This is a genomic window from Corynebacterium suicordis DSM 45110 (assembly GCF_015351405.1).
Taxonomy (GTDB): Bacteria; Actinomycetota; Actinomycetes; order Mycobacteriales; family Mycobacteriaceae; genus Corynebacterium; species Corynebacterium suicordis.
The window spans coordinates 1,075,152-1,097,065 of the sequence record NZ_JADKMY010000001.1 but is presented as its reverse complement, the minus strand read 5'-3'; the positions used below and the strand labels follow the sequence as shown (position 1 = coordinate 1,097,065).

Genomic DNA, 21,914 nt, shown 5'->3' with positions numbered 1-21,914 from the left:
GTTATGATGACTTCCATGAATCGACCAAAGTCGCAGATTTCCACTGCCACCAGCATTGCTTACATCGCTACGTTCGCCGCCCTCATCGTGGTCCTGGGCGCGGTGGCCATCCCGGTCGGCTCCGCTGGTGTGCCGATCGTCTTGCAGAACATGGGAATTCTGCTGGCCGGCATGCTGCTGGGCATGTGGCGCGGTGGCTTGGCGACTACCCTCTTCCTGGGCATCGGCCTGCTCGGCGTGCCCAACCTGGCCGGATGGAATCCCACCATCAGCGCGCTAGCCGGGCCGACCATTGGCTACCTGGTGGGCTACCTCATCTCCGGTTTTGTGGTCGGCGCGATTGCCCAACTGACCAGCCGCACCACCAAGACGGCTGACCGCGCCATCATTCTTTCCGTCGCTGGCCTGGTGGGCGTACTCATCCAGTACATCTGCGGCACCTTCGGCCTGATGGCTCGCCTGCACCTGGATCTGGGAGCGGCAATCGCTGCGAACACCCCCTTCATCATCGGTGATCTGCTGAAGATCGCGGCTGCCGTGGCCATCACCCTCGCGGTCATGAAGGCCGTCCCCCACCTGCTGCCAGCGAGCGCGCGTGCCAGTCGTTGAGTTTGCGCAAGCGGAAGTCGCAATCCAGGGTAAAACCATCATCCACCCGCTCAATTTGCGATTTTCCGAGCATCGCGTGGGCATCATCGGCGCCAACGGTTCGGGTAAATCCACCGTGGCGCGGCTCATCAATGGTCTGAATATCGCCACCGCGGGGCGCGTCACCGTGGATGGAGTGGATCTGGCCACCCATGCCAAGGATGTGCGCAAAAAGGTGGGCTTCATCTTCTCGGACGCCGATTCCCAGATCATCATGCCCACGGTGGCCGAGGATGTTGCTTTTTCCCTGCGCAAGCACAAACTCAACAAGGCGGAGAAGGCTCGCAAGGTACACGAGGCTCTCCAGCTCGTGGGGCTCGTGGGACACGAAGACCAATCGCCACACATGCTCTCCGGTGGGGAAAAGCAGCTCCTCGCGTTAGCCTCGATCAGCGTGTTGAATCCCGATCTCATCGTGGCTGATGAACCCACCACCCTGCTTGACCTGGGAAATCGACGCCGCGTAGAAAAACTCTTCACCGAGCTTCCGCAGCAGATGATCATCGTTTCCCACGACCTCGACCTGCTGCGCCATGCCGATCGCATCATCTGCATGCAGGACGGCCGCGTGGTGGATGATTCCGGCTCGCCAGCGGGCACCCATCCTGATTTTTCTTCGACGCCAGCCGCTGTCATCGAGCGCTATGTTTCCCAGTTCTAGAACGACTCAACAGGTACCGCGCTCCACCTACATCCCCGTGGACAGCGCGATTCACCGGCTCCCTGCGGGGAGGAAATCAGTAGTCCTCATTGCGCTCCTGCTGGGCAGCGCTATTTTCCTCAATTCAATTCCCTGGGCCGCAGGAATGCTCGCTATTGCGCTGGGCTTGTACGTGATCGCGCGCATCCCGCTGCGAGATGCCATTGCGAACTTGCGCACTCCCCTGCCCGTGCTGCTGATTCTGAGCATTTTGCTCTGGTGGTCGCAGGGCATGCATGAGGCTGTATTGCGGTTCCTGCTGATTTATTCCGCGGTGGCGCTGGCAATTCTGTTCACGCTCACCACGCGCATCTCGGACATGATGGACGCGATGGAACGCGCGCTGACTCCCCTGGCCCGCTTCGGGTTTCCGGTGGAGAGCGTGACTCTGGCATGCTCGCTCACCATGCGGCTGATCCCGCTGCAGCTGGAGACCATCAATCAGATCCTGGACGCGCGAAAGGCCCGCGGAAGCGGTGGATCGATCGTGGCATTTGGGGTGCCATTGATCATCCGCACGCTCCTGCGGGCCAAAGCTGTGGGAGATGCGCTGATGAGCCGGGGCGTGGGCGATTAGCCCACCATTGTCGCGGTGGGCGATTAACCCACGATAATCCCGGCGACTAGCCCACGGGCTCTCCGCGGTTGCTAGCTTTCGCCGCGGAGCTCACGCATGCGCTGGGCTACTGCCTCATCCGCACCCTGTGAGCTGGCGGCTGGGTTGCCGGCCTGTGGCTGACCACCGGAGATGGCCTGCTGGTTTTTCCCTGCAACCTGCCCCTGACCAGCATTGTTTCCACCGGACATTTCCGCACGGATCTGCTCCAAGCGGGAGTGGCCAGCCAGCTGCACGCTCGCCTGCTCAACTTCCATCATGCGACCCTGGACGGAGCTCTGCGCCAGTTCAGCCTGGCCGAGAGCGTTAGCGTAGCGAGTCTCGATCTTCTCGCGCACCTGATCCAGGGTTGGGCCACTGTTGTGGGTCAGCGAATCCATGGACTGCAGGGTTTCCGCAACGCGCTCCTGCATCTTGGCCTGCTCCAACTGGCTGAGCAGCTTGGTGCGCTCGGCCGTCTTCTGCTGCAGCTGCATTGCGTTACGTTCCACTGCCTGACGCGCCTGACCGGCGGACTGCAGGGCTTGGTCATGCATCGCCTTGAGGTCTTCCACGGACTGCTCTGCAGTGACCAGCTGAGCAGCGAATGCCTCTGCGGCGTTCTCGTACTCAGTGGCCTTCTGGGTATCACCCTGGGAGCGGGCGTTATCGGAAAGCTGCAGCGCGTTCTTGGTGCGTGCCTGCAGGCTCTCGATGTCCTGCAACTGGCGATCCAGCTTCATTTCCAGCTGACGCTGGTTGCCAATCACGGCAGCTGCCTGCTGGGACAGTGCCCGGTGCTGACGCTGTGCATCCTGAATTGCCTGTTCGATCTGGATCTTGGGATCCGCGTTTTCTTCAATCTTGCTATCGAACAGAGCCATGAGGTATTTCCACCCCTTGGAGAATGGATTAGCCATATGTAGCGAAACTCCTTATCGAGGTGCATCTGACATCCAGCGATAAACGCCCAGTGCAGAATGCTTGAGTAATTCTTAATAATCGCGTTTGATTCTACCAGCGGTTGCGCCGGCACCGGCGGTGAAAAGTTGGGAACCAGCTGCGCTGAGCCCTACAAGCTGCGCTGAGCCCTAGCTACGAGAAGGAACGGCCACGCGGCCTTCGTTCCCCATGGTCTCCGCCAGCTGTGCCGCAGCGGCATCCAGTGCCATCATGTCCGCGGATTCCAGAATCACGGACGCCACACTCACGCCCATCGCGTGGCACACACTGGCCAGCAACTCAGAAGAAACTTCCTTGCGCCCACGCTCCAGCTCCGAAAGATAACCCGGGCTGATGTTCGCCATCTTCGCCAATTCGCGCAGGGTAAAACCGCTCTGGGAGCGGAATTCCTTCATGGTTGCGCCCAAAGCTTCCCGCAGCAAAGGCTCGCTGTGCGGCATGTGGAAAGCGTGCGCAGAATCCATGTCCACATCATGAGCTTCTGGGTGGTTTACTCTCACCATCGTTTGTTGTGTCATCAAACATCCCAACGGATCATCTAAAGAATTTGTTCCCACTAGTCTAACTATCCAAACAATCCAGAACCCCACGGAGGGCAAAGTTCACAGCAGATTGCCGGACAATCGCGCGGATCCAGGCAGGATCACCCTCCGTGGGCAGGTACGGAATATTCATTTGCTTCGTAACGCTTTGGCCCGTCAGATCTTCCTTTTCCGACGCCACCCCTGACAAATACCAGCTCACGAATACTTCCCCGACGGGATGCCCATCCTGCGGGTCCGGGCCAGCCACCCCAGTCAGCCCGATCCCGATATCCGCCTGGCACTTGACCGCTGCTCCCCGCGCGAGCTGCGCGGCTACTTCGGGATCCACCGCACCTTGTCTGCGCAAGAGCTCCGGGTCCACTCCCGCGAGGAGAGTCTTGAGCTCAGTGGCGTACACAATCAGGCCACCACGCAGAACGTTGGACGCGCCTGGAACCGTGGCAATAGAGGACGCAACTAGGCCAGCCGTTAAGGATTCAGCGGAAGCGAGGGTGAGCTGCTGCTCAGAGCAGGCCTTCACCACACGGGGTGCCAGATCAGCAGTCAGTGCGAGGGCTTTTTCCAGCGGGTCGGAGGACACTAGGCTGCTGGGGCGGGGGTTGGTGGGGTTTGGCGTCGAGAATCAAGAAGATACTGGATGCCGGTGACCACGGTGACGATGAGCGCGGCGGCCATGGCCACGTGCGCTGCCCAATCCCACGCGCCACTCAGCGGCAGGATGTAGAGGGTCACGGCAAGGGTCTGCAACACGGTCTTGAGCTTGCCGCCCTTGGAGGCGGGAACCACATTGCCCCGGCGTGCCAGAACCATGCGCCAGACGGTGATGCCCAGCTCGCGGACCACGATCACGATGGTGACCCACCACCAGAGATCGCCCAGGATATTCAGGCTGACCAGGGCGGAGATCATCAGTGCTTTGTCCGCGATGGGGTCGGCCAGCTTGCCGAAATCGGTGATGATCTCGTACTTGCGGGCCAGGAAGCCGTCCAGCTGGTCGGTAAACATCAGCAGGATGAAGGTGGCTAGAGCCCACCAACGATGGGTGAGCGCCGAACCGCCATCCTGCCAGTCCCCCGAGGAGAGGATGAGCCAGAGGAACACCGGAATGAGCAGAATGCGCACGCACGTGAGCACATTGGGCAGGCTCACAGCACGCACCAGACGACCAAACGGTGAACGCTGGTTCGCAGCTGGCATTTCCTTGGTCATCGGACTCCTCTAGTTGATCTCCCACGGCATGGATGCGAATCCACAGTCTACCGAATCACAGACCATAGCCGGTGTGTTGTTTATCGCACGGAGCTGTCCGCAGAATCCTCAGTCGTATCTGCGGAATCGGGAGCCTTTGATGCATCGGTCTGCACGGACTTATTCTTACCCACGGTCAGGGAGAGAACGGTGGTCACCACCAAGATGCCAACGATGACAATCAGCGAGAGCTCCACAGGAACCTCTGGCACGGAGAAGTTCTCGCCGTTGTTGAGGAACGGCAGGTTGTTCTGATGCAACGCGTGCAGCAGCAGCTTCACGCCGATGAATCCCAGGATCAGGGAGAGGCCGTAGGAGAGGTACACCAGCTTATCCAGCAGGCCATCCAGCAGGAAGTACAGCTGGCGCAGGCCCAGCAGAGCCAGAGCGTTGGTGGTGAAGACGATGTATGGCTCTTGGGTAATGCCGTAGATCGCGGGGATGGAGTCCAGGGCGAAGAGGATATCTACAAAGCCGATGGCAATCAGGGCCACGAACAGCGGAGTCAGAACGCGCTTACCGTTCTCCTTGAAGGAAAGCCGGTCATCGTGAGGCTCGCCGGAAACCGGGATGACCTTGCGGATGAACTTGATGATGGGCATGTCATCGGGGTGCGTCTCGTCCTTGTCGGAGACCTCGTCCCACAGCAGCTTGGCTGCCGTCCACAGCAGGAAGATGGCGAAGAGGTAGAACACGTCAGACCACGCGGAGATCACAGCAGCGCCCAAAAGGATGAACACCAGACGCAGAGCCAGGGCAATAGCGATGCCGATCAGCAGAACCTTCTGCTGGTACTTGCGTGGGATCTGGAACGCGGAGAGGATCAGCGCGAAGATGAAGAGGTTATCTACGCTCAAAGCCTTCTCGGTGACATAGCCCGTGAAAAACTCGATGCCGTGTTGATGCGGGTTGCCGGGCTCACCCCAGGTGAACCAGAGGAACACGCCAAACAGCAGCGAGAGCCCGATGTAGAAAACGGACCAGCCTGCGGATTCCTTCATGGTGGGCTCGTGAGGGGTTTTCACGTGCGAGTAGAAATCGAAGACGAAGAAACCAGCGATCACCGCGATGGTGATTGCCCACGTTAAAGCATTTACTTCCATGATTAAGACCTCCGGTCTTTTGTACGTTTAAAGGACCGGAGGTCTCCCCCACTGGCACGGTAGGACGCTGCAAAAACGAGCGTGCACTCCCAGCGCAACAACTGCTGTTCAATTGCTGCCCTGAGGGCTGATGCCAGCCAACCTGACCGAGTTTCGCATTAGGTGCAAAACCGTGTTGACGATCAGATCGTAGGAACGGGGTACTCCCCTCCAACTCGCTCAACTCTACACGGCAGGGCAAAAGTGTCACGCATCCGTGACTGCCACGCGCCCGTGCCCGAGCGCCCAGCCGCTGAGTTAGAAGGATCCGCTCGGTGGACGCGCAGACACGATACGCGTGTCGCCCTGCTCATCGCCCGCATCCTCTGCGTCCGAGTCGGCGAAGCCATCATCTTCAGCGATACCGGAAGATTCCGGGGCATCGGCGTCGGCAAAATCATCGTCCTCGTCCTTCGGCGCGGTTGCCGGGTCGGCACCCTTGATCATCCAAATGATGGTCTCCAGCTCCTCGGGCTTGACCAGCACCTCGCGCGCCTTCGAGCCTTCGGATGGGCCCACCACGCCGCGGGATTCCATGAGATCCATGAGGCGGCCAGCCTTGGCAAAGCCGATGCGCAACTTACGCTGCAGCATGGAGGTGGAACCGAACTGACTGGTGACCACCAACTCCACGGCCTGGATCAGATCCTGCAGATCGTTGCCGATATCCGCGTCAATGTCCTTCTTGGCCTCCGCGGCCTTGTCCTCGGTCACACCCTCGGTGTAATTGGGATCAGCCTGATCCTTGGCTGCATCCACCACGGCCTGAACTTCTTCATCCGTCACAAACGCACCCTGGATACGCTGCGGCTTGCCCGCACCCTGCGGGATGAACAGGCCATCGCCCATGCCGATCAGCTTTTCCGCACCGGACTGATCCAGGATCACGCGGGAGTCTGTCTGCGAGCTGGTGGCGAAAGCCAGACGGGAAGGCACGTTGGTCTTGATCAGACCGGTCACCACGTCCACAGAAGGACGCTGCGTGGCCAGCACCAGGTGGATACCCGCTGCACGTGCCTTCTGCGTGATGCGGACGATGGAATCCTCGATCTCGCGCGGAGCGGTCATCATGAGGTCAGCCAGCTCGTCCACAACACACACGATGTACGGGTACGGCCGGTACACGCGCTCGCTGCCCAAAGGCGTGGTAATTTCCCCGGACTTCACCTTGCGGTTGAAGTCCTTGATGTGGCGCACGCGGCAGCTCTTCATGTCCATGTAGCGCTGCTCCATCTCTTCCACCAGCCAGGTCAGCGCGGCGGCTGCCTTCTTCGGCTGGGTGATGATGGGCGTGATCAGGTGCGGAATGCCTTCGTATGGCGTGAGTTCCACCATCTTGGGGTCCACCAGGATCAAGCGCACGTCTTCGGGCGTGGCGCGGGTCAGCAGACTCACCAGCAGCGAGTTCACGAAGGCAGACTTACCTGAGCCCGTGGAACCCGCGACCAGCAGGTGCGGCATCTTCTGGATGCTGTGGGCCACGAAGTCGCCCTCAATATCCTTGCCCAGACCTACCAGCATGGAATCGTGATCCCCCACCACCTTCGGCGCGTTGAGCACATCAGCCAGGCGCACCATTTCGCGGTCCTTGTTCGGAACCTCGATGCCCACGGCGGACTTGCCGGGGATCGGTGCCAGCAGACGTACGTTGTCAGTGGCCGCGGCATAAGCCAGGTTGGACTGCAGGTTGGTGATCTTGGAGACCTTCACACCCGGGCCCAACTCCACTTCATAGCGGGTCACTGTGGGGCCACGAGAAAAGCCCGTCACCGCAGCGTCCACGTTGAATTCCGCGAACACCGCCGTGATGGCATCGATCATCTGATCATTTGCCGCAGATCGGGTCTTGGGAATATCACCCGGGATGAGCAGGTCGGTGGAGGGCAGCACGTAATCGCCCTCTGGCTGGATGGCTTGGGGCCCTTCGTTTTCGACGCCAGCCTCTGCCTTTTCCACCTCTGAACGAGGAGTCGATGCGGGTACCGAGCTTGGGTCGATGCCCGAGCGGGCGATGATCGCCTGGCGCATCGCTTCACGGGAATCGCTGACCGGGTCCTGCGTGGCTGCCTTTGCCACTCCGCGCCCACCTGCTGCGCGTCCGTCTTCTGCGCGTCCCGCTGCGGGAGCGCTGGTGGCTGGCTCTTCGTCTTCCAGCAGCTCAGCTACGTCATCCAGCGGAGGTACCGCCTTGGGTACCTTGCTGCGTACCTTGCGCTTAACCGGTTGTACTGGGGTCGCTGGCTCAGCGGGCTCCGCGGGCTCCGCAATGGGTTCTGCCGCGCTCTTCCTCTCGAAGTTCAACACCCGGGTCTGCTCAGCTGCATCTGCATCAGCTGGGTAGTTTTCCACCGGGTAGTTGTCCATGGGCGTGGCTGCGGGACGCTGGCGCGTCAGAGCAGCACTGCCCCGGCCACGGCGGACTGGGCGATCCTGCTCGATAGCCTGCTCGAGCTCGGCATCGACATCACCGTAGAGATCGTCGTCCTCAATGAGTTCCCCGTCTGCGCCATAGCCTTCGCGGAAATCAGCTCGGCGCATGCCCAGCCAGTTGGTGATTTCTCCCCATACCTGGGCAATGCTTAGACCCGTGAGCTGCAGTGCGCCGTAGACAATGGCGATGAGCAACAGCGGCACGGCTACATATTCCGTGAATCCAACGGCCATGGGCGAGCCGATGAATTGCCCGACAAGGCCTCCGGCCGCGGCCTTTCCGGGGCCGTCCGTAGGCAATCCGGCAAAGATGTGAATGATGCCCAAGGTGGACACGCTGATCAGGGCAGTTCCCAGCCAGAGGCGCACGGTGGAGCGCTGGCTGGTCTGCACGCCAACCATCAGAACCCATCCGCCAACCAGCAACAGAATCGGTACCAAGAGAGCTCCGGCACCGATAAACCACTGGAGAACATCCGCGATGCCATTGCCCACGGCTCCGCCTATCCCGAACCAGAGCGTCGCAGCCAGGATGAGCGCCAGGGCGAACAAGCCCAGGGCGGCGCCATCACGGTTTCCGCCTACTTGGCGGAGCTCGAATTCCTGTTCATCCCCGCCCCGATCAATCACTTCGGTTGGGGCATCGGCATCGTCGGAGTAATCATCTTCATAATCATCTTCGTACGTGTCCCGCGCATCGTGATTGCGGAAGCCATCCTTGGCAACCTTGCGGGTCAGGCCGCCGAATCCGCGGGCAGCCCCGGAAAACATGGAGACCAGGGAACTGCCCACTGGGCCGAACGCGCTTCCCGTGCGGTCGAACTCCGAGGTGGAGTGAAAGCTTCCGGGAGATTCGCGGCGTGCCACAGAACGGCTGGCGGTGGAACGAGCCCCAGTGGACTTCTGCGCACCGCGGGAGTTACTCGACCCGCGTGCGCCGGAATTACCCTGTGAGCGGCTAGAACTTTGTGGCTTCTTGCGGCTTTGAGAGCCACTCGCGTTTCCGGAGCGGCTGTGAGAACGAGAGCGCGAAGCACTTGAAACAGACATGCAACCACTCTAGTCTCTCAAATAACACGAGTCACAGTTGCAACACGCGTTTTACCCCGGAATCGCGCGCCGAAAAGACCCAGCTTCCCAATATTTCTCCCGGGATAACCTGAGCTACATAGAGCTGCTGGAAATGCGCTTCCGAGAGCCGGGCTTGTCCTCGGAAATCTCCACCTGCGCGGCTTCCTCGCGACCAAAGATCCACAGCAGTAGTTCCCCAACAGGCCCGGAAATCCGGACCTCGTCGCCCTGCTTGTCACCGCACACGTGACGCTCAGGAGATGCAGCAGAATTGCCAGGCTTGGCGTCGATTGCCTGAAAAACTACCTTCACACCGTCGGTCCGCAACGACATACGTGACATCTGTTGCAGTACACGCCACAGGGCGCTGCGCATGTCGGCAGGGAGCTCACGAGGCTCGAAAGGCTCCCCTCCCCCACGGCGCACATCCTCGTGGTGAATGAAGTTTTCGGCCAGATTCACGAAGGAATCCGCCAAACGCATCGGATTCCACCTCGGTGGGCCTTGCCGGAAGCCTTCCACGAGCTCTTCGTACGGACGCTTCTCCAAAGTGCTCGTGACGGAATCCAAGTGGCTCTTGACAGGAGGTAGGAACATGCCGGCGGCCGCGTCCGGGCGATGCTCGCGGAGATAGAGGTGGACGGCCATATCACGGGTCTGCCAGCCTTCACACAAGGTGGGGGCGGAAGGTCCCTGGGACAGCAAAAGACCCGCTAGAGCCTCACGCTCTTGGCGAGCGAAGGACTCTGAACGGGCCGAGTTGGACTGAGATGCAGAAGTCATGCATCCAAGTCTAACTACTTACTGAACTGGAAGTGTGTCGTCTTCTTCCAGCTCTTCCACGATTTCACTGGTCATAGGCACAACGGTAGGAAGAATCATTGGCTTGCGCTTCCACTTATCCAGCACCAGCTTGCTCACCCGGCGTCTGATCGCCTGGTTGAGGCGGTGCGGATCGCTTTCGCCTTGGCCGGCCTGATCCAGGACAATGTTATCCACCAATTCGGTGATCTCGCGGAGCATATCGCGCGCATCATCGGAAAGGCCCTTGGCTTGCACGGAAGGAGCCTCAAGTGCACGACCGGTGTGGTTATCGATTACCACGGTGACGGACACAACTCCGCCTTCGGCCATGGTGGTGCGATCCTCGAGAACCTCATCATCCACATCGCCCATGCGGCTGCCGTCCACAAACATCTTGCCCATGTCCAGCTGGCCGGCAACCTTGGCCACGCCGTCGACCAGGTCCACGACCACGCCGTTTTGTGCGATGGCGACATTCTCCGCCTTCACACCGGTGCTGATCGCCAGGTCACGGTTTGCGCGCAGGTGGCGGAACTCGCCGTGCATTGGCATCACGTTGCGTGGGCGCGCTGCGTTGTACAGGAACAGCAGCTCGCCGGAGAAACCGTGGCCGGAGGTGTGCACCATGGCATCGCGGCCGGTGATCACGGTGGCGCCGATCTGCGACAGGCTGTTGATGACCGCGAAAACAGCCTCTTCGTTGCCTGGAACCAGGGAGGAAGACAGGATGATCAAGTCTCCAGGCCTGACGGTAATCTGACGGTGCTCACGGCGGGACATGCGGGACAGAGCAGCCATTGGCTCGCCCTGGGTACCCGTGGTGATGAGCATGACCTTGTGCGGAGCCATGCGGGATGCATCATCCATGGAGACGATGGTGCCGCGTGGAGCATTCAGGTAGCCCATGCGCTCGGCGATCTCCATGTTGCGCACCATGGAGCGGCCACTGAAGGCCACCTTGCGGCCCGCAGCCACAGCCGCATCCACGGCAGACTGCACGCGGGACACGTTGGAGGCAAAGGAAGCCAGGATCACGCGCTGCTTGGCCTCAGACACGATGCGCTTGAGCGTAGGAGCAATCGCTGCTTCAGAACCGGAGACGCCAGGGGTGGTGGCGTTGGTGGAGTCAACCATGAACAGGTCGATGCCCTCATCACCGAAGCGAGAAAGCGCAGGAAGATCCGTTGGACGGTTGTCCAGTGGGGTCTGATCCAACTTGATATCGCCGGTGAGCACAACCAGGCCAGCGCCCGTCTTCAGCGCGATACCCAGGCACTCGGGGATGGAGTGGTTCACGGCGAAGAAGCGGATATCAAATGGTCCGCGGCTCTCGTGAGAGTTCTCATCCACATCGATGAGCTTCGGACGCAGGCGGTGCTCCTGAGTCTTGGCTGCAATCAATGCGTTGGTGAAGCGAGAAGCGATGATGGGAATATCGGAGCGCTGCTTGAGCATCCAGGGAATGGCGCCGATGTGGTCTTCGTGACCGTGGGTAACCACCAGGGCTTCCACGCGATCCCACTTGTCATCCATGTAGGAGAAATCAGGCAGGATCAGGTCCACGCCAGGCTCATCAGAGCCGGGGAAGAGTACGCCACAGTCCACGATGAGTAGACGGTTGTTGTACTCGAAGACCGTCATGTTGCGGCCGATCTCCGAAATACCGCCCAGCGCGACGATGCGCAGGCCGTTCTGCGGAGCCTTGGGAGGCTGTGGCAGACGCTGCGTGAGGTCTGCAGTCTGGGTGGCCTTGCCACCTGCGTTTCCACCGTTGCCACCGCGTCCGCGACCGCCACCGTTGTTGCTTCCGCCGCCGTTGTTGCCACCACGGCCACCGCGGTTGTTGCTGCCGTTTCCGCCGTTGTTGCCACCACCGTTGCCGCCGCGTCCACGGCCGCCACGGTTGTTGTTGGAGTTGTTGTCTCCACCGTTGTTGCTAGAGCCGTTGTTGCTAGAGCCGTTGTTGCCGGAACCGCTACCACCGTTGTTGCTACGGCCACGGGAACGACGAGACCGGTTACGGCCGTTGTTACCGCGGGAGTCTTGGTCATCGCCAGCGGAGTTGTTGTCAGAACCACTACCCTGCTGCTCGGAGGCTGCTGGGGCAGAGTCAGCCTCTGGGGCATCATTCTGCGGGGTCTGCGCTGCGCGCTGTGCGCCACCATCGTTGAACAGGGTGGCCACGGCTTCATTGGCAGCCGATGCCTGCGCGGTGGTGTTGGTATTAGTTGCTTCCGAAACGGCTGCAGTCTCTGCGCTTGGCGGAGCTGCCTTACGGGTCACCTTGCGGCCCCGTGATCGTTGATCAGTCATATTTTCCTTACACGCCTGCTGCTTGCAGGTCTTCCTCGAGCTGAGTCAATTCAGCGTCTGTTGGTTCAATAATGGGCAGACGTGGAGCACCCACGTCGATGCCTCGGAGCTTCAAAGCAGCCTTCGCGAAAGCCACTCCGCCTAGACGCGCCTGTGCGCGTTGCAATGGCGCCAAACTCACGGCGATTTTCCGCGCTTCGGCGATATTGCCGGCGTCGAACTCCTGGCGCATGGCCTTCAGACGATCCGCCGCCACATGGCCAATCACGGAGATAAAACCGGTGGCACCAGCGGCCAACCACATGAGGTTGGAGGGATCATCGCCGGAATACCAAGCCAGATCCGTGCTTTCGATCAGTTCCATGGCTGGGAAGATGTCGCCTTTGGCGTCTTTCACAGCCGCGATGTTGGGGTGCTTGGCAAGCCGCGCGATTGTCGCTGGCTCGATGGGCACCACGGAACGCGAAGGGATGTCATAGAGACAAATCGGAAGGTCCACGGCATCCGCAACTGCGGTGAAATGCCGGATCAGCCCTTCCTGACTTGGCTTGGAGTAATACGGAGTGACCACCAGGAGGGAATCCGCGCCAGCTTCCTGGGAAGCACGGGAAATCTCGATGGACTCCGCAGTATCGTAAGTTCCGCCACCAGCGATGATCTTCAGACGATCGCCGAGTTCGGAACGTACTGCTTTGAGCAGGTCCAGTTTCTCTTCCAACTTAACCGTTGGGGACTCGCCGGTGGTACCTGCGAGAACCAGAGAGTCGCAGCCTTGATCCACCAAGTGCCCCGCGAGGGACACGCCGGCTTCCAAGTCAATGGACCCGTCCTTGGTGAAGGGGGTTGCCATCGCTACCGAGATTGTGCCGAACGAGTCGGTTCCTCGAGTCGCTGCATTACCTGTGCTCATGAGTCACCAGATTACCTTCCTGCCCAGAATTTGGGCGCATTAGGGGGTCATCGGCCATGTTCTTGGAGCCGTTGCTCCCCTAGCTTTTATTCGCAGTGTTACTTCTCGTTGCTGTGGCCTGATTTATTTCTCGACGCCAACGCGGCGCCAATCAGATATCGCTCACATATGGGCTAGTGGCCATCTCTGCACCATCGCGCAGCTTCGTGATGGAGAAGTCCGCGAAGATTTCCGGCATGGTCTCCTGCAGCAAGCGCAGGCAGTGCACGGCGATCCGGCGAATTTCCGGATCTGCGTGCTCCGCGGCGCGCATGCCGATGAAATGCCTCCAGCTTCGCGCATTGCCGGTCATCACGAAACGAGTTTCCGCGCAGTTCGGCAACACCGCGCGGGCAGCTTGCCGAGCTTGCTTCATCCGCAGCACCGCGTTGGGTTCTTGGGCGAAGCGTTCACTGATGCCATCCAGCAATTCGCCGTAGGCATCGTAGGCCACGTCTGCGGTCTGCAAGAAGAGCTTGGTCAAGCGCTCATCCTGGAGCACGGCTTCCGGAACCACCACGCGCGCCTCATCGGCTGGCACGTAGCGCTGGGAAAGTTGGCTGAAAGAAAAGTGCCGATGCCGCATGATTTCATGGCTGCATGAGCGGGATACGCCGCGCAGGTACATGGTGGCATTGGAATGCTCCAGCAGCGTGGTGTGCCCCACGTCCAGAATGTGCCGCACGTAGGCATCATTGCTGGCCGTGTGCGGATTCGGCTTGTCCCAGGTTTCATAGCAAGCGCGTCCGGCGAACTCCACCAGTGCGGAGCCGCCATCTGCGTCTGTATCCCAGTCGATATCCGCGGGCTTGGAGAAACCGGAGTGGCTGACTAGCTCAATGCTGAGGTCTGCGACTGTGGCCATCGTTGCTTACAGCCCCAGGAAGCTCTCAAGGCCGATGGTCAGTCCGGGGTTCTCGCCGATCTTTTCCACGCCGATGAGTACACCGGGGACGAAGGATTCGCGGTCGTAGGAATCCTGCTTGATGGTCAACGATTGCCCACGAGTACCGAAGATCACCTGTTCGTGAGCCACCATGCCGGTCATGCGCACGGCATGCACGGGTACTCCCTGCACATCTGCGCCGCGGGCGCCGTCCAGGGTCTGCTCGGTGGCATCGGGCTGCGCGCCCATTCCCGCCTCTTGGCGCGCCCGAGCAATACCTTCTGCGGTGTGCACGGCCGTGCCGGAGGGAGCGTCCTTCTTATTGGGGTGGTGCAGCTCGATGACCTCTGCGGATTCGAAGAATGGCGCTGCCATTTCCGCGAACTTCATGGTGAGCACTGCAGAGATGGCGAAGTTGGGCGCTACCAGCACGCCGGTGCCTGGGTTTTCCTCCAGCCACTCATGTACCTGGGTGTAGCGCTCTTCGGTCCAACCCGTGGTGCCGATCACGCAGTGGATGCCGTGCTTCACGCAGAACTCCACGTTGGCCATCACGGCATCGGGGACGGTGAAGTCCACCACTACCTCTGCCCCACCATCAACCAGTGCCTGCAGATCATCACCGTGATCCAGTGCAGCTGCCAAGGTGAGATCATCAGCAGCTTCCACAGCTGCCACAATCGCCGTGCCCACGCGTCCGTGAGCTCCTAGTACGCCAACTTTCGTCATGCTCATCCTTTTATCTGCCGCGAGTGCGGGGTTGGGATTAATCTTCCACCAGGGTCAGGGAGATCTTGCCGCGGTTGTCGATATCCGCGATCTCCACCTGCAGCTTCTCACCCACGGATACCTCGTCCTCCACCTTCTCCACTCGGCGGTCGCCACCGATGTTGGAGATGTGCAGTAGGCCGTCACGGCCGGGCATCAGAGAGATGAACGCGCCGAAGGCGGTGGTCTTCACCACGGTGCCGAGGAAGCGATCGCCCACCTTGGGCAGCTGTGGGTTGGCGATGGAGTTGATGCGATCCAGTGCTGCCTCAGCAGCCTTGCCACCCACGGCGGAGACAAACACGGTGCCATCATCTTCGATGGTGATGTTCGCGCCGGTCTCCTCGGTGATCTGATTGATGTTCTTGCCCTTAGGGCCAATCAGTTCGCCGATCTTGTTCACGGGGATGTTCACGGTGGTGATCCGTGGTGCGTACTCGCTCATCTCATCCGGGGAGTCGATGGCATCAGCCATCAAGCTCAGGATTTCCAGACGAGCGGTGCGAGCCTGACCCAGGGCGTCGGTAAGAACATCCGAAGGAATGCCGTCCAACTTGGTGTCCAGCTGCAGCGCGGTGACGAACTCTTCGGTACCGGCGACCTTGAAGTCCATGTCGCCGAAGGCATCTTCCGCGCCCAGGATGTCCGTCAAGGTGACGAACTTTTCCTTCTTGCCGACCATGCCGGTGACCAGACCCATGGCGATACCTGCGACAGGCGCCTTCAGTGGCACGCCCGCGTTGTACAGGGACAACGTGGAGGCACACACGGAACCCATTGAGGTGGAGCCGTTGGAGCTCAGCGCCTCGGATACCTGGCGGATGGTGTACGGGAAGTCCTCGCGGGAAGGGATCACTGGGGTCAGGGCGCGCTCGGCCAAGGCTCCGTGTCCAATTTCTCGACGCTTTGGCGATCCCACACGACCAGTTTCACCCGTGGAGTAAGGGGGGAAGTTGTAGTGGTGGATGTAGCGCTTGGAATCCGCTGGGCTCAGGGAATCAATCTGCTGTTCCATCTTGAGCATGTCCAAGGTGGTGACACCCAGGATTTGGGTCTCGCCACGCTCGAAGAGAGCGGAGCCGTGTGCGCGGGGAACCAGCTGCACCACGATGCCGAGATCGCGGATGGTGGTGTGATCGCGGCCGTCGATGCGGAAGCCATCCTCGAGGATGCGACGACGCACCAACTGCTTGGTGACTTCATTGTGAGCCGCGCGGATCTCATCTTCGCGCTCAGGGAATTCCTCGGCGAGGTTATCCACTGCTGCCTGGACGTTCTCTGCCAGGGCTTCGTCTCGCTCGCCCTTGTCTGCGATCTGCATGATGGCTTCGAGTTCCTTGGAGGACTCGGAATCCACTGCAGCGATGACATCTTCGGCGAACGGAGGGAAGACCTCGAGCTCGAGGGGCTGAGTGCCCACGGCCTCGGTGAGCACGCGCTGCGCCTCACACAAGGTGGCGATGAATGGCTTAGCCGCTTCGATGCCCTCGGCAACCACTGCCTCGGTAGGAGCTGGTGCGCCCTGGGCGATGCGCTCCACCACGTTGTTGGTGGCACCGGCTTCCACCATCATGACTGCCACGTTGGACTCGTCGTTTGCCTTGGTGCGACGACCCCGTCCACCGGTTGGCTTGGAATCTGCCACTCGGCCAGCAACGACCAGCTCGAATACGGCCTGATCCTGCTGCTCATGGGTGGGGAATGCAACCCATTGGCCTTCTGGGTGCTTGTCATCGGCAACCAGTGCCATGCGCACGCCACCAACTGGGCCGGACACGGGCAGTCCGGACAGCTGGGTGGAGGCAGAGGCAGCATTGAGAGCGAGGACATCGTACATATCCTTGGTATCCAGGGACATCACGGTGACCACGATCTGCACCTCATTGCGCAAACCCTTCACGAAGGTGGGGCGCAATGGGCGGTCGATCTGACGTGCGGCCAGGATGGCCTCGGTGCCGGGGCGACCTTCACGGCGGAAGAAGCTTCCGGGGATGCGACCAGCGGCGTAGAGGCGTTCTTCCACATCCACGGTGAGCGGGAAGAAATCGATTCCCTTGCGTGGCTTGCGGGATGCGGTGGTGGTGGAGAGGAGCATGGTGTCCTCATCCAGGTAAGCGGTGACGGCGCCATCGGCCTGGCGGGCCAAAAGACCCGTTTCCAAGCGGATGGTGCGGGTTCCGAAATCACCATTATCAATGGTGGCTACGGTTTCCCAGACTCCTGCGTCCGGGTCGATCAATTCAGCTTCGATTTTTTGTGCGCTCATAGCGTTTATGTGCAATCGCCTTTCTTTTGCGTTTGCTGCTCCCCACGTCCACGCCGGTCATCGGTGCCGGCGGTTTGTTGAGGGAATGTGTTCTTCTTCTTGCAAGTGTTGATACTTGTCAAACCACGACTCTACCAAAGAAAGTCGGAATTTCCGGTACGAGCCGAGCCCTAGCGTGGGCATTATCACGCGCCAGCCCCACGCATTGGTCTCAAATTGGCGCGGAATTAATCGGCGCTCGCGCGCATAAAGCTACAGGTAATTCCCACGTTAAATGACCTATTTTTTGCCGCGCTGAACTGGAACTTTACTGTTAATCTCATTTATTAATTGACGTCACGGATCGAATAATTGAGGAGAATTAAATGCGCAAAAGATTAATGGCTGTTATTGCGACTCTAGCCACTGCAGTAACCCCCATGGCTATTGCTAATGCCGTGCCTGAGCCCACCACGGGCGTGGAAACCCTGGTGGGTCCCGATCAGTGGGTAGGTGTGCCGGTGGAGTTTGATTACGCGGCGGCCGATGAGGGTTTTCAAGCCCAGCGTCAGCTGCGCGCTGAAATGTGGGACATCAACCCGCCTTTCAAAGGAAAGCCACTGCGGGTGGCCGCAGCTGAAGCGGGAATGAAGACAAAGGATGCATACGTCAACGGATTCAAGCTGGACTACAACCTCAGCAAGATTGCGGTTCAGCGCTCTGTTGAGCAGGTAAGAGGATTGATGCACGCGCGTCCAACAGGCACGAATTGCGCTTGGACTGATAACAACAAGTGCCTCGCTAATGAAGGCACTGCAACCATCAACGGCCAGGGTGGGTGGGGAAACAGCCTGGCAGCAGGTCGTGCGACAATTCGAGAATCAGTACTGGATGCATGGGGACACGGTGAGCTTGCAGCTCTCAGGACTGCTAACGGCTTTTTCGATGGCCCCAGTGGGCATCTCCACCAAGCCATCAATCCGGAGAACAAGTACCAAGGATTCGGATTGATCAGGCGCCTCGATGGCAGTGGTTACAAGTATTACTCAGCAACCACCTTCGGCTGGAACGCAACCACCGGTGGCACCACTCCCCTGAAGAAGGGAGTTCAGCGCGTCACCATCTACCGTGCTGCGGTCAAGGGAGAAAGGCCCACCGGGACCACCACCCCGACTAATCCCGCCAACCCACTCCCGGGCAATCTCGGTGACGTGTTGCAGTCCAGCGATGGAAGCAACTCCGCACAGATCTTCGGGGTCATTGCCGGGTTGGTCTCACTGGTTGGCCTCATCGCTGCGATTTTCGGCCTAAGCAGCGGTGCGATCACTATCCCCCTCGGATAACCCGCTAGCAAACAGAGATCCAAAAAAGCCCCGCGCAAGTTCTTTTCAGAACTCTCGCGGGGCGATCTCGTGCGTGAAGCTAATTAGCGACGCAGACCCAGACGCTCGATCAGGGTACGGTAACGATCAACGTTGTTGGCAGCCAAGTACTTCAGCAGGCCCTTCCGGCGACCAACCATGAGCAGCAGACCACGACGAGAGTGGTGATCGTGCTTGTGATCCTTGAGGTGCTCGGTCAGCTGACGGATACGAACGGTCAGCAGTGCAACCTGAGCCTCTGGGGAACCGGTGTCGGTCTCGTGTACGCCGAACTCCTTGAGAGTCTCAGCCTTAACTTCCTTGGACAATGCCATGGATTTTCTCCTTGTAGATAGTTGTTTCAGTCCGCGCATTGAAATGCTTGCAAAATTCAAGCGATAAAAAGTTTCCAGTGACTACCGCGAACCACAGTCACAGACCGAATAACACTAGCACCCACCCACACGAAGAACCAAAAGCCTCCGCGATTCGGACACGCAGGAAACTACTTCCCTTCCAGCACCCCGCGGGTCTGCGCCACATCGCGGTTGATGGCCTCGATCAGCTCATCCAGGGAGTTGTACGTCTCCATCCCGCGCAAGCGATGCAAGAACTCCACGGTGACGTTCAATCCGTAGAGGTCTGCCTCGTGATCCAGCACGAAGGATTCCACACTCCGGGGCTCATGACCGAACGTTGGGTTGGTACCCACGGAGATCGCAGCGGGCATCCGCTCCCCCAGCGGCATGGTGCCCACCTGCGTGGACTCGCCCAATTCTGGGTTGCCCTCATCTCCGGATTCCACGATCAAGTATCCGGCGTACACACCATCGGCTGGCAGCGCGTACTTGTCCTGGAAGTAGAGGTTCGCGGTGGGGAATCCCAGCGCGCGTCCGCCTCGTCCCGCGCCGTGGGTCACTTCGCCACGCACGGAGAACGGCCGTCCCAGCGCCTGGTTAGCGTTCTCGATTTTCCCCTCCGCCAATTGCTCGCGGATGTAGGTGGAACAGATAGTTTGCTCGCCCTCCTGCAGAAGGCTCAGCACGTGGACGTCAATACCCCGCTCAGCTCCCAGCCGTTCCAAATCAGCTGGCTTTCCCGCAGCCTTGTGTCCAAACGTGAAGTTGTCTCCCACGTACACAGCCTTGGCACCGAGCCGGTTGACCAGCACTTCATCAACGTATTGCTCTGGGCTCCAGCTGGCGATCTCCTTGGTGAAGCCAATCACCACCACGTGATCGATCCCCATCTCAATGGCCAACCGCGCACGTTCCTCCACTGGGGCCAGCAGCGCGGGGACGGATTCAGGGCGGAATACCACCGTGGGGTGTGGGTCGAAGGTAAACATCACGCTAGGCACTCCCCTACGCTGTGCTTCCTCCACCGCTGCGTTCACCAACGTCTGATGCCCGCGGTGCACGCCATCAAAAACGCCAATGGTCACCACGGTTCCCCGCCCGCTCAAGTCCTGCGGAACCCTGTCCAGTCCGTACCAGATATTCACGGTGTTTTAGCCTACGTCATAGACTGTCCTCATGGATCAATCCCACCCCTCCACGTCTCCGCGCACCACCAGCTCTTCCCCGGGGTTGAGCGGCAGCATTTTAGAGCGGTCTGGAGTGGTGATCGTGGACAAACCTGCCGGTATGACCAGCCATGATGTGGTGGGTAAGCTGCGCCGCATCATGGGTACCCGCCGCGTGGGGCATTCCGGCACGTTGGATCCCATGGCTACCGGCGTGCTGGTGGTGGGCATCGAGCGCGGTACCAAGTTCCTGGCCCAGGTGGTCACCCATGACAAGCGCTACGAGGCCACAGTTCGTCTGGGAACTTCCACCCTCACCGATGATGTTGAGGGTGAAGTGCTCAGCACCGCCTCCCCAGAGGCTCTGGAAAAGCTCAACGAACAGCAGATTCGGGATGCCTTTGCCACCCAGGTTGGAGAGATCATGCAGCGCCCCTCCTCCGTTTCCTCCATCAAGGTCAATGGTCGCCGGGCGCATGAATTGGTGCGCGAGGGCCACGATGTTGTCCTCCCGGAACGCCCCGTGACCGTGCACTCCCTGGAGGTCGGGGAGGTTTCTTTTGTTTCCGACGCCACCACTGACTCACCCCACTGGTCAGCCCAGATCAGCGTGCATTGCTCTTCCGGTACGTACATCCGCTCCATCGCCCGGGATGTGGGCGAGCAGCTGCACGTGGGCGGTCACCTCACAACGCTGCGTCGCACGTCAGCCGGTCCTTTCGATATCAGCGAAGCCTTCACCATGGAGCAGCTGGCAGAGCATCCACAGCTCTCCCTCCACCTCGATGACGTGATGGCCCGCTGCTTCCCCGTCCGGGACATCACGGACGAGGAAGCCACCAACATCGCACTGGGTAAGTGGTTGGAGCCCCAAGGTATCGAGGGCACCTATGCGGTGGTGGCACCGGATGGCCGCGCCATGGCGCTGCTGGAGGAAAAGGGACAGCGCGCAGCCAGCGTCTTCGTGGCTCGGCCTGAGGGCATGAGCTAGCCTCTGTTGTCTTAGCCGCGGTTTCCCCAGCTACGGTCGGTGCGTCGCACCCCAGCCAGGGTCACCACGCACCCGTCGCGGACAATCCACTTGCCCTCGATGAACGGCACCGGCACGGGACGCACCAGCAAATAAGAGCGGAAAGTGCCATCCGGGCGGATATCAATCTCCGCCTGATCGAAGTCCAGGAACCGGTGCGTCAGCGGGAACCACGCCTTGTAGGTGGTTTCCTTCGCGGAGAACAGCACCTTATCCACGTGCGCAATGCCTTCGGCACGGGCCAAGCGGTGAATCCGGCGCTGCTCCTCCGGGCGGGCGATGGTGTTAAATACGCCTTCGGGCAGAGGGGTGGCGGGTTCGGCGTCGATCCCTAAAGAAAGCCAGCGGGAACTGCGCCCCACCAGCGCTGCCCGCAGGCCCTCGGTGTGGGTCAGGGAGCCGGTCACGCCATCGGGGAAAACGGGCATTCCGCGCTCGCCGCGCAGGATGGGCTGGTCTTCCGCAAAACCGGTCATGGCGGCGTGGGCGCACCAGCGGGCGTCGCCGAAATCTGCTTTGCGGCGATCCACGGCTGATTTCACCAGGTCTTGCTCTTCGGAAAATAGCTGATGGTAGCGGTCCAGGTTTTCCGCGTTGGCGTGCAGCTCCACGCACCTGGTCCCCTTGGGCAGCATGTCCGTGGGCACGATGGGATGCACCGGTTGACCGCTGAAGTCATACGCGGTAGAGC

Annotated in this window: 20 protein-coding genes; 5 read left to right on the top strand and 15 right to left on the bottom strand. The window is 60.2% G+C overall.

Annotation, left to right across the window (positions count from 1 at the left end; all coding sequences use genetic code 11):
* Window positions 1-15 precede the first annotated feature (15 nt).
* The 3 genes from IRY30_RS05100 to IRY30_RS05090 are packed head-to-tail and all read left to right on the top strand — an operon-like array spanning window position 16 to window position 1,925.
* Window positions 16-609, top strand: coding sequence for a biotin transporter BioY (locus tag IRY30_RS05100; RefSeq protein ID WP_228502580.1), 594 nt, complete (start codon window positions 16-18; stop codon window positions 607-609).
* On the top strand, window positions 596-1,309 hold the full coding sequence (locus IRY30_RS05095) for an energy-coupling factor ABC transporter ATP-binding protein (protein ID WP_194556261.1): 714 nt from the start codon (window positions 596-598) through the stop codon (window positions 1,307-1,309). The genes IRY30_RS05100 and IRY30_RS05095 overlap by 14 nt, the downstream gene beginning before the upstream one ends.
* The gene (locus IRY30_RS05090; RefSeq protein ID WP_194556260.1) at window positions 1,293-1,925 is read left to right on the top strand and encodes an energy-coupling factor transporter transmembrane component T family protein; all 633 of its coding nucleotides are present in this window, start codon (window positions 1,293-1,295) and stop codon (window positions 1,923-1,925) included. The genes IRY30_RS05095 and IRY30_RS05090 overlap by 17 nt, the downstream gene beginning before the upstream one ends.
* 71 nt (window positions 1,926-1,996) lie before the next feature.
* On the opposite strand, the gene IRY30_RS05085 is transcribed toward IRY30_RS05090, so the two are convergent.
* From IRY30_RS05085 to IRY30_RS05030, 12 genes are all read right to left on the bottom strand, one after another.
* Window positions 1,997-2,863, bottom strand: a complete 867-nt coding sequence (locus IRY30_RS05085) for a PspA/IM30 family protein (RefSeq protein WP_194556259.1) — start codon at window positions 2,861-2,863, stop codon at window positions 1,997-1,999.
* Between the two features lie 171 nt (window positions 2,864-3,034).
* Window positions 3,035-3,370 carry a helix-turn-helix domain-containing protein gene (locus IRY30_RS05080; protein WP_228502982.1) on the bottom strand — a complete coding sequence of 112 codons (336 nt, stop codon included), beginning with the start codon at window positions 3,368-3,370 and terminating at the stop codon, window positions 3,035-3,037.
* Between the two features lie 97 nt (window positions 3,371-3,467).
* Window positions 3,468-4,031 (bottom strand): CinA family protein, encoded by a 564-nt coding sequence (locus IRY30_RS05075; RefSeq protein ID WP_374708545.1) that lies wholly within the window; start codon window positions 4,029-4,031, stop codon window positions 3,468-3,470.
* The gene (pgsA, locus tag IRY30_RS05070) at window positions 4,031-4,660 is read right to left on the bottom strand and encodes a CDP-diacylglycerol--glycerol-3-phosphate 3-phosphatidyltransferase (RefSeq protein ID WP_228502578.1); all 630 of its coding nucleotides are present in this window, start codon (window positions 4,658-4,660) and stop codon (window positions 4,031-4,033) included. The genes IRY30_RS05075 and pgsA overlap by 1 nt, the downstream gene beginning before the upstream one ends.
* Before the next feature lie 80 nt (window positions 4,661-4,740).
* On the bottom strand, window positions 4,741-5,802 hold the full coding sequence (locus IRY30_RS05065) for a TerC family protein (RefSeq protein ID WP_194556257.1): 1,062 nt from the start codon (window positions 5,800-5,802) through the stop codon (window positions 4,741-4,743).
* Between the two features lie 297 nt (window positions 5,803-6,099).
* Complete coding sequence (locus IRY30_RS05060; RefSeq protein WP_194556256.1) at window positions 6,100-9,321, bottom strand: FtsK/SpoIIIE family DNA translocase; 3,222 nt, start codon at window positions 9,319-9,321, stop codon at window positions 6,100-6,102.
* 114 nt (window positions 9,322-9,435) lie between these two features.
* Window positions 9,436-10,125 carry a TIGR03085 family metal-binding protein gene (locus IRY30_RS05055; RefSeq protein WP_194556255.1) on the bottom strand — a complete coding sequence of 230 codons (690 nt, stop codon included), beginning with the start codon at window positions 10,123-10,125 and terminating at the stop codon, window positions 9,436-9,438.
* Window positions 10,126-10,143: 18 nt separating this feature from the next.
* Entirely contained in the window at window positions 10,144-12,459 is a 2,316-nt protein-coding gene (locus IRY30_RS05050; RefSeq protein ID WP_194556254.1) for a ribonuclease J, read from the bottom strand.
* Between the two features lie 7 nt (window positions 12,460-12,466).
* Complete coding sequence (gene dapA, locus IRY30_RS05045; RefSeq protein ID WP_194556253.1) at window positions 12,467-13,369, bottom strand: 4-hydroxy-tetrahydrodipicolinate synthase; 903 nt, start codon at window positions 13,367-13,369, stop codon at window positions 12,467-12,469.
* 151 nt (window positions 13,370-13,520) lie between these two features.
* Entirely contained in the window at window positions 13,521-14,273 is a 753-nt protein-coding gene (gene thyX / locus IRY30_RS05040; RefSeq protein WP_194556252.1) for an FAD-dependent thymidylate synthase, read from the bottom strand.
* A 6-nt stretch (window positions 14,274-14,279) separates the two neighbouring features.
* A complete protein-coding gene (dapB, locus tag IRY30_RS05035; RefSeq protein WP_194556251.1) occupies window positions 14,280-15,023 on the bottom strand; it encodes a 4-hydroxy-tetrahydrodipicolinate reductase in 744 nt (247 codons plus the stop codon).
* Window positions 15,024-15,060: 37 nt separating this feature from the next.
* Window positions 15,061-17,328, bottom strand: a complete 2,268-nt coding sequence (locus IRY30_RS05030) for a polyribonucleotide nucleotidyltransferase (RefSeq protein WP_194556250.1) — start codon at window positions 17,326-17,328, stop codon at window positions 15,061-15,063.
* Window positions 17,329-17,747: 419 nt separating this feature from the next.
* Between IRY30_RS05030 and IRY30_RS05025 the strand changes: the two genes are divergently transcribed.
* A complete protein-coding gene (locus tag IRY30_RS05025) occupies window positions 17,748-18,650 on the top strand; it encodes a hypothetical protein (RefSeq protein WP_194556249.1) in 903 nt (300 codons plus the stop codon).
* An 83-nt stretch (window positions 18,651-18,733) separates the two neighbouring features.
* Here the strand turns inward: IRY30_RS05025 and rpsO are convergent, their stop codons facing one another.
* Both rpsO and IRY30_RS05015 read right to left on the bottom strand, forming a co-directional pair.
* Entirely contained in the window at window positions 18,734-19,003 is a 270-nt protein-coding gene (gene rpsO / locus IRY30_RS05020) for a 30S ribosomal protein S15 (protein WP_194556248.1), read from the bottom strand.
* 170 nt (window positions 19,004-19,173) lie between these two features.
* A complete protein-coding gene (locus tag IRY30_RS05015; protein WP_194556247.1) occupies window positions 19,174-20,172 on the bottom strand; it encodes a bifunctional riboflavin kinase/FAD synthetase in 999 nt (332 codons plus the stop codon).
* A 31-nt stretch (window positions 20,173-20,203) separates the two neighbouring features.
* On the opposite strand from IRY30_RS05015, the gene truB reads away from it, so the two are divergent.
* On the top strand, window positions 20,204-21,184 hold the full coding sequence (truB, locus tag IRY30_RS05010; RefSeq protein WP_194556246.1) for a tRNA pseudouridine(55) synthase TruB: 981 nt from the start codon (window positions 20,204-20,206) through the stop codon (window positions 21,182-21,184).
* 11 nt (window positions 21,185-21,195) lie between these two features.
* On the opposite strand, the gene IRY30_RS05005 is transcribed toward truB, so the two are convergent.
* Complete coding sequence (locus tag IRY30_RS05005; protein ID WP_194556574.1) at window positions 21,196-21,858, bottom strand: 4'-phosphopantetheinyl transferase family protein; 663 nt, start codon at window positions 21,856-21,858, stop codon at window positions 21,196-21,198.
* Window positions 21,859-21,914: the final 56 nt, after the last annotated feature.

Excerpts from the sequence above, each read along its gene's own strand:
- IRY30_RS05005 (WP_194556574.1), bottom strand. The coding sequence starts at position 21,858 with ATGCTGCCCAAGGGGACCAGGTGCGTGGAGCTGCACGCCAACGCGGAA.
- dapB (WP_194556251.1), bottom strand. The coding sequence starts at position 15,023 with ATGACGAAAGTTGGCGTACTAGGAGCTCACGGACGCGTGGGCACGGCG.
- IRY30_RS05085 (WP_194556259.1), bottom strand. The coding sequence starts at position 2,863 with ATGGCTAATCCATTCTCCAAGGGGTGGAAATACCTCATGGCTCTGTTC.
- IRY30_RS05055 (WP_194556255.1), bottom strand. The coding sequence starts at position 10,125 with ATGACTTCTGCATCTCAGTCCAACTCGGCCCGTTCAGAGTCCTTCGCT.
- IRY30_RS05025 (WP_194556249.1), top strand. The coding sequence starts at position 17,748 with ATGGCTATTGCTAATGCCGTGCCTGAGCCCACCACGGGCGTGGAAACC.
- IRY30_RS05060 (WP_194556256.1), bottom strand. The coding sequence starts at position 9,321 with ATGTCTGTTTCAAGTGCTTCGCGCTCTCGTTCTCACAGCCGCTCCGGA.
- IRY30_RS05065 (WP_194556257.1), bottom strand. The coding sequence starts at position 5,802 with ATGGAAGTAAATGCTTTAACGTGGGCAATCACCATCGCGGTGATCGCT.
- truB (WP_194556246.1), top strand. The coding sequence starts at position 20,204 with ATGGATCAATCCCACCCCTCCACGTCTCCGCGCACCACCAGCTCTTCC.
- pgsA (WP_228502578.1), bottom strand. The coding sequence starts at position 4,660 with ATGACCAAGGAAATGCCAGCTGCGAACCAGCGTTCACCGTTTGGTCGT.
- IRY30_RS05100 (WP_228502580.1), top strand. The coding sequence starts at position 16 with ATGAATCGACCAAAGTCGCAGATTTCCACTGCCACCAGCATTGCTTAC.
- IRY30_RS05090 (WP_194556260.1), top strand. The coding sequence starts at position 1,293 with ATGTTTCCCAGTTCTAGAACGACTCAACAGGTACCGCGCTCCACCTAC.
- thyX (WP_194556252.1), bottom strand. The coding sequence starts at position 14,273 with ATGGCCACAGTCGCAGACCTCAGCATTGAGCTAGTCAGCCACTCCGGT.
- IRY30_RS05080 (WP_228502982.1), bottom strand. The coding sequence starts at position 3,370 with ATGGATTCTGCGCACGCTTTCCACATGCCGCACAGCGAGCCTTTGCTG.
- rpsO (WP_194556248.1), bottom strand. The coding sequence starts at position 19,003 with ATGGCATTGTCCAAGGAAGTTAAGGCTGAGACTCTCAAGGAGTTCGGC.
- IRY30_RS05030 (WP_194556250.1), bottom strand. The coding sequence starts at position 17,328 with ATGAGCGCACAAAAAATCGAAGCTGAATTGATCGACCCGGACGCAGGA.
- IRY30_RS05050 (WP_194556254.1), bottom strand. The coding sequence starts at position 12,459 with ATGACTGATCAACGATCACGGGGCCGCAAGGTGACCCGTAAGGCAGCT.
- dapA (WP_194556253.1), bottom strand. The coding sequence starts at position 13,369 with ATGAGCACAGGTAATGCAGCGACTCGAGGAACCGACTCGTTCGGCACA.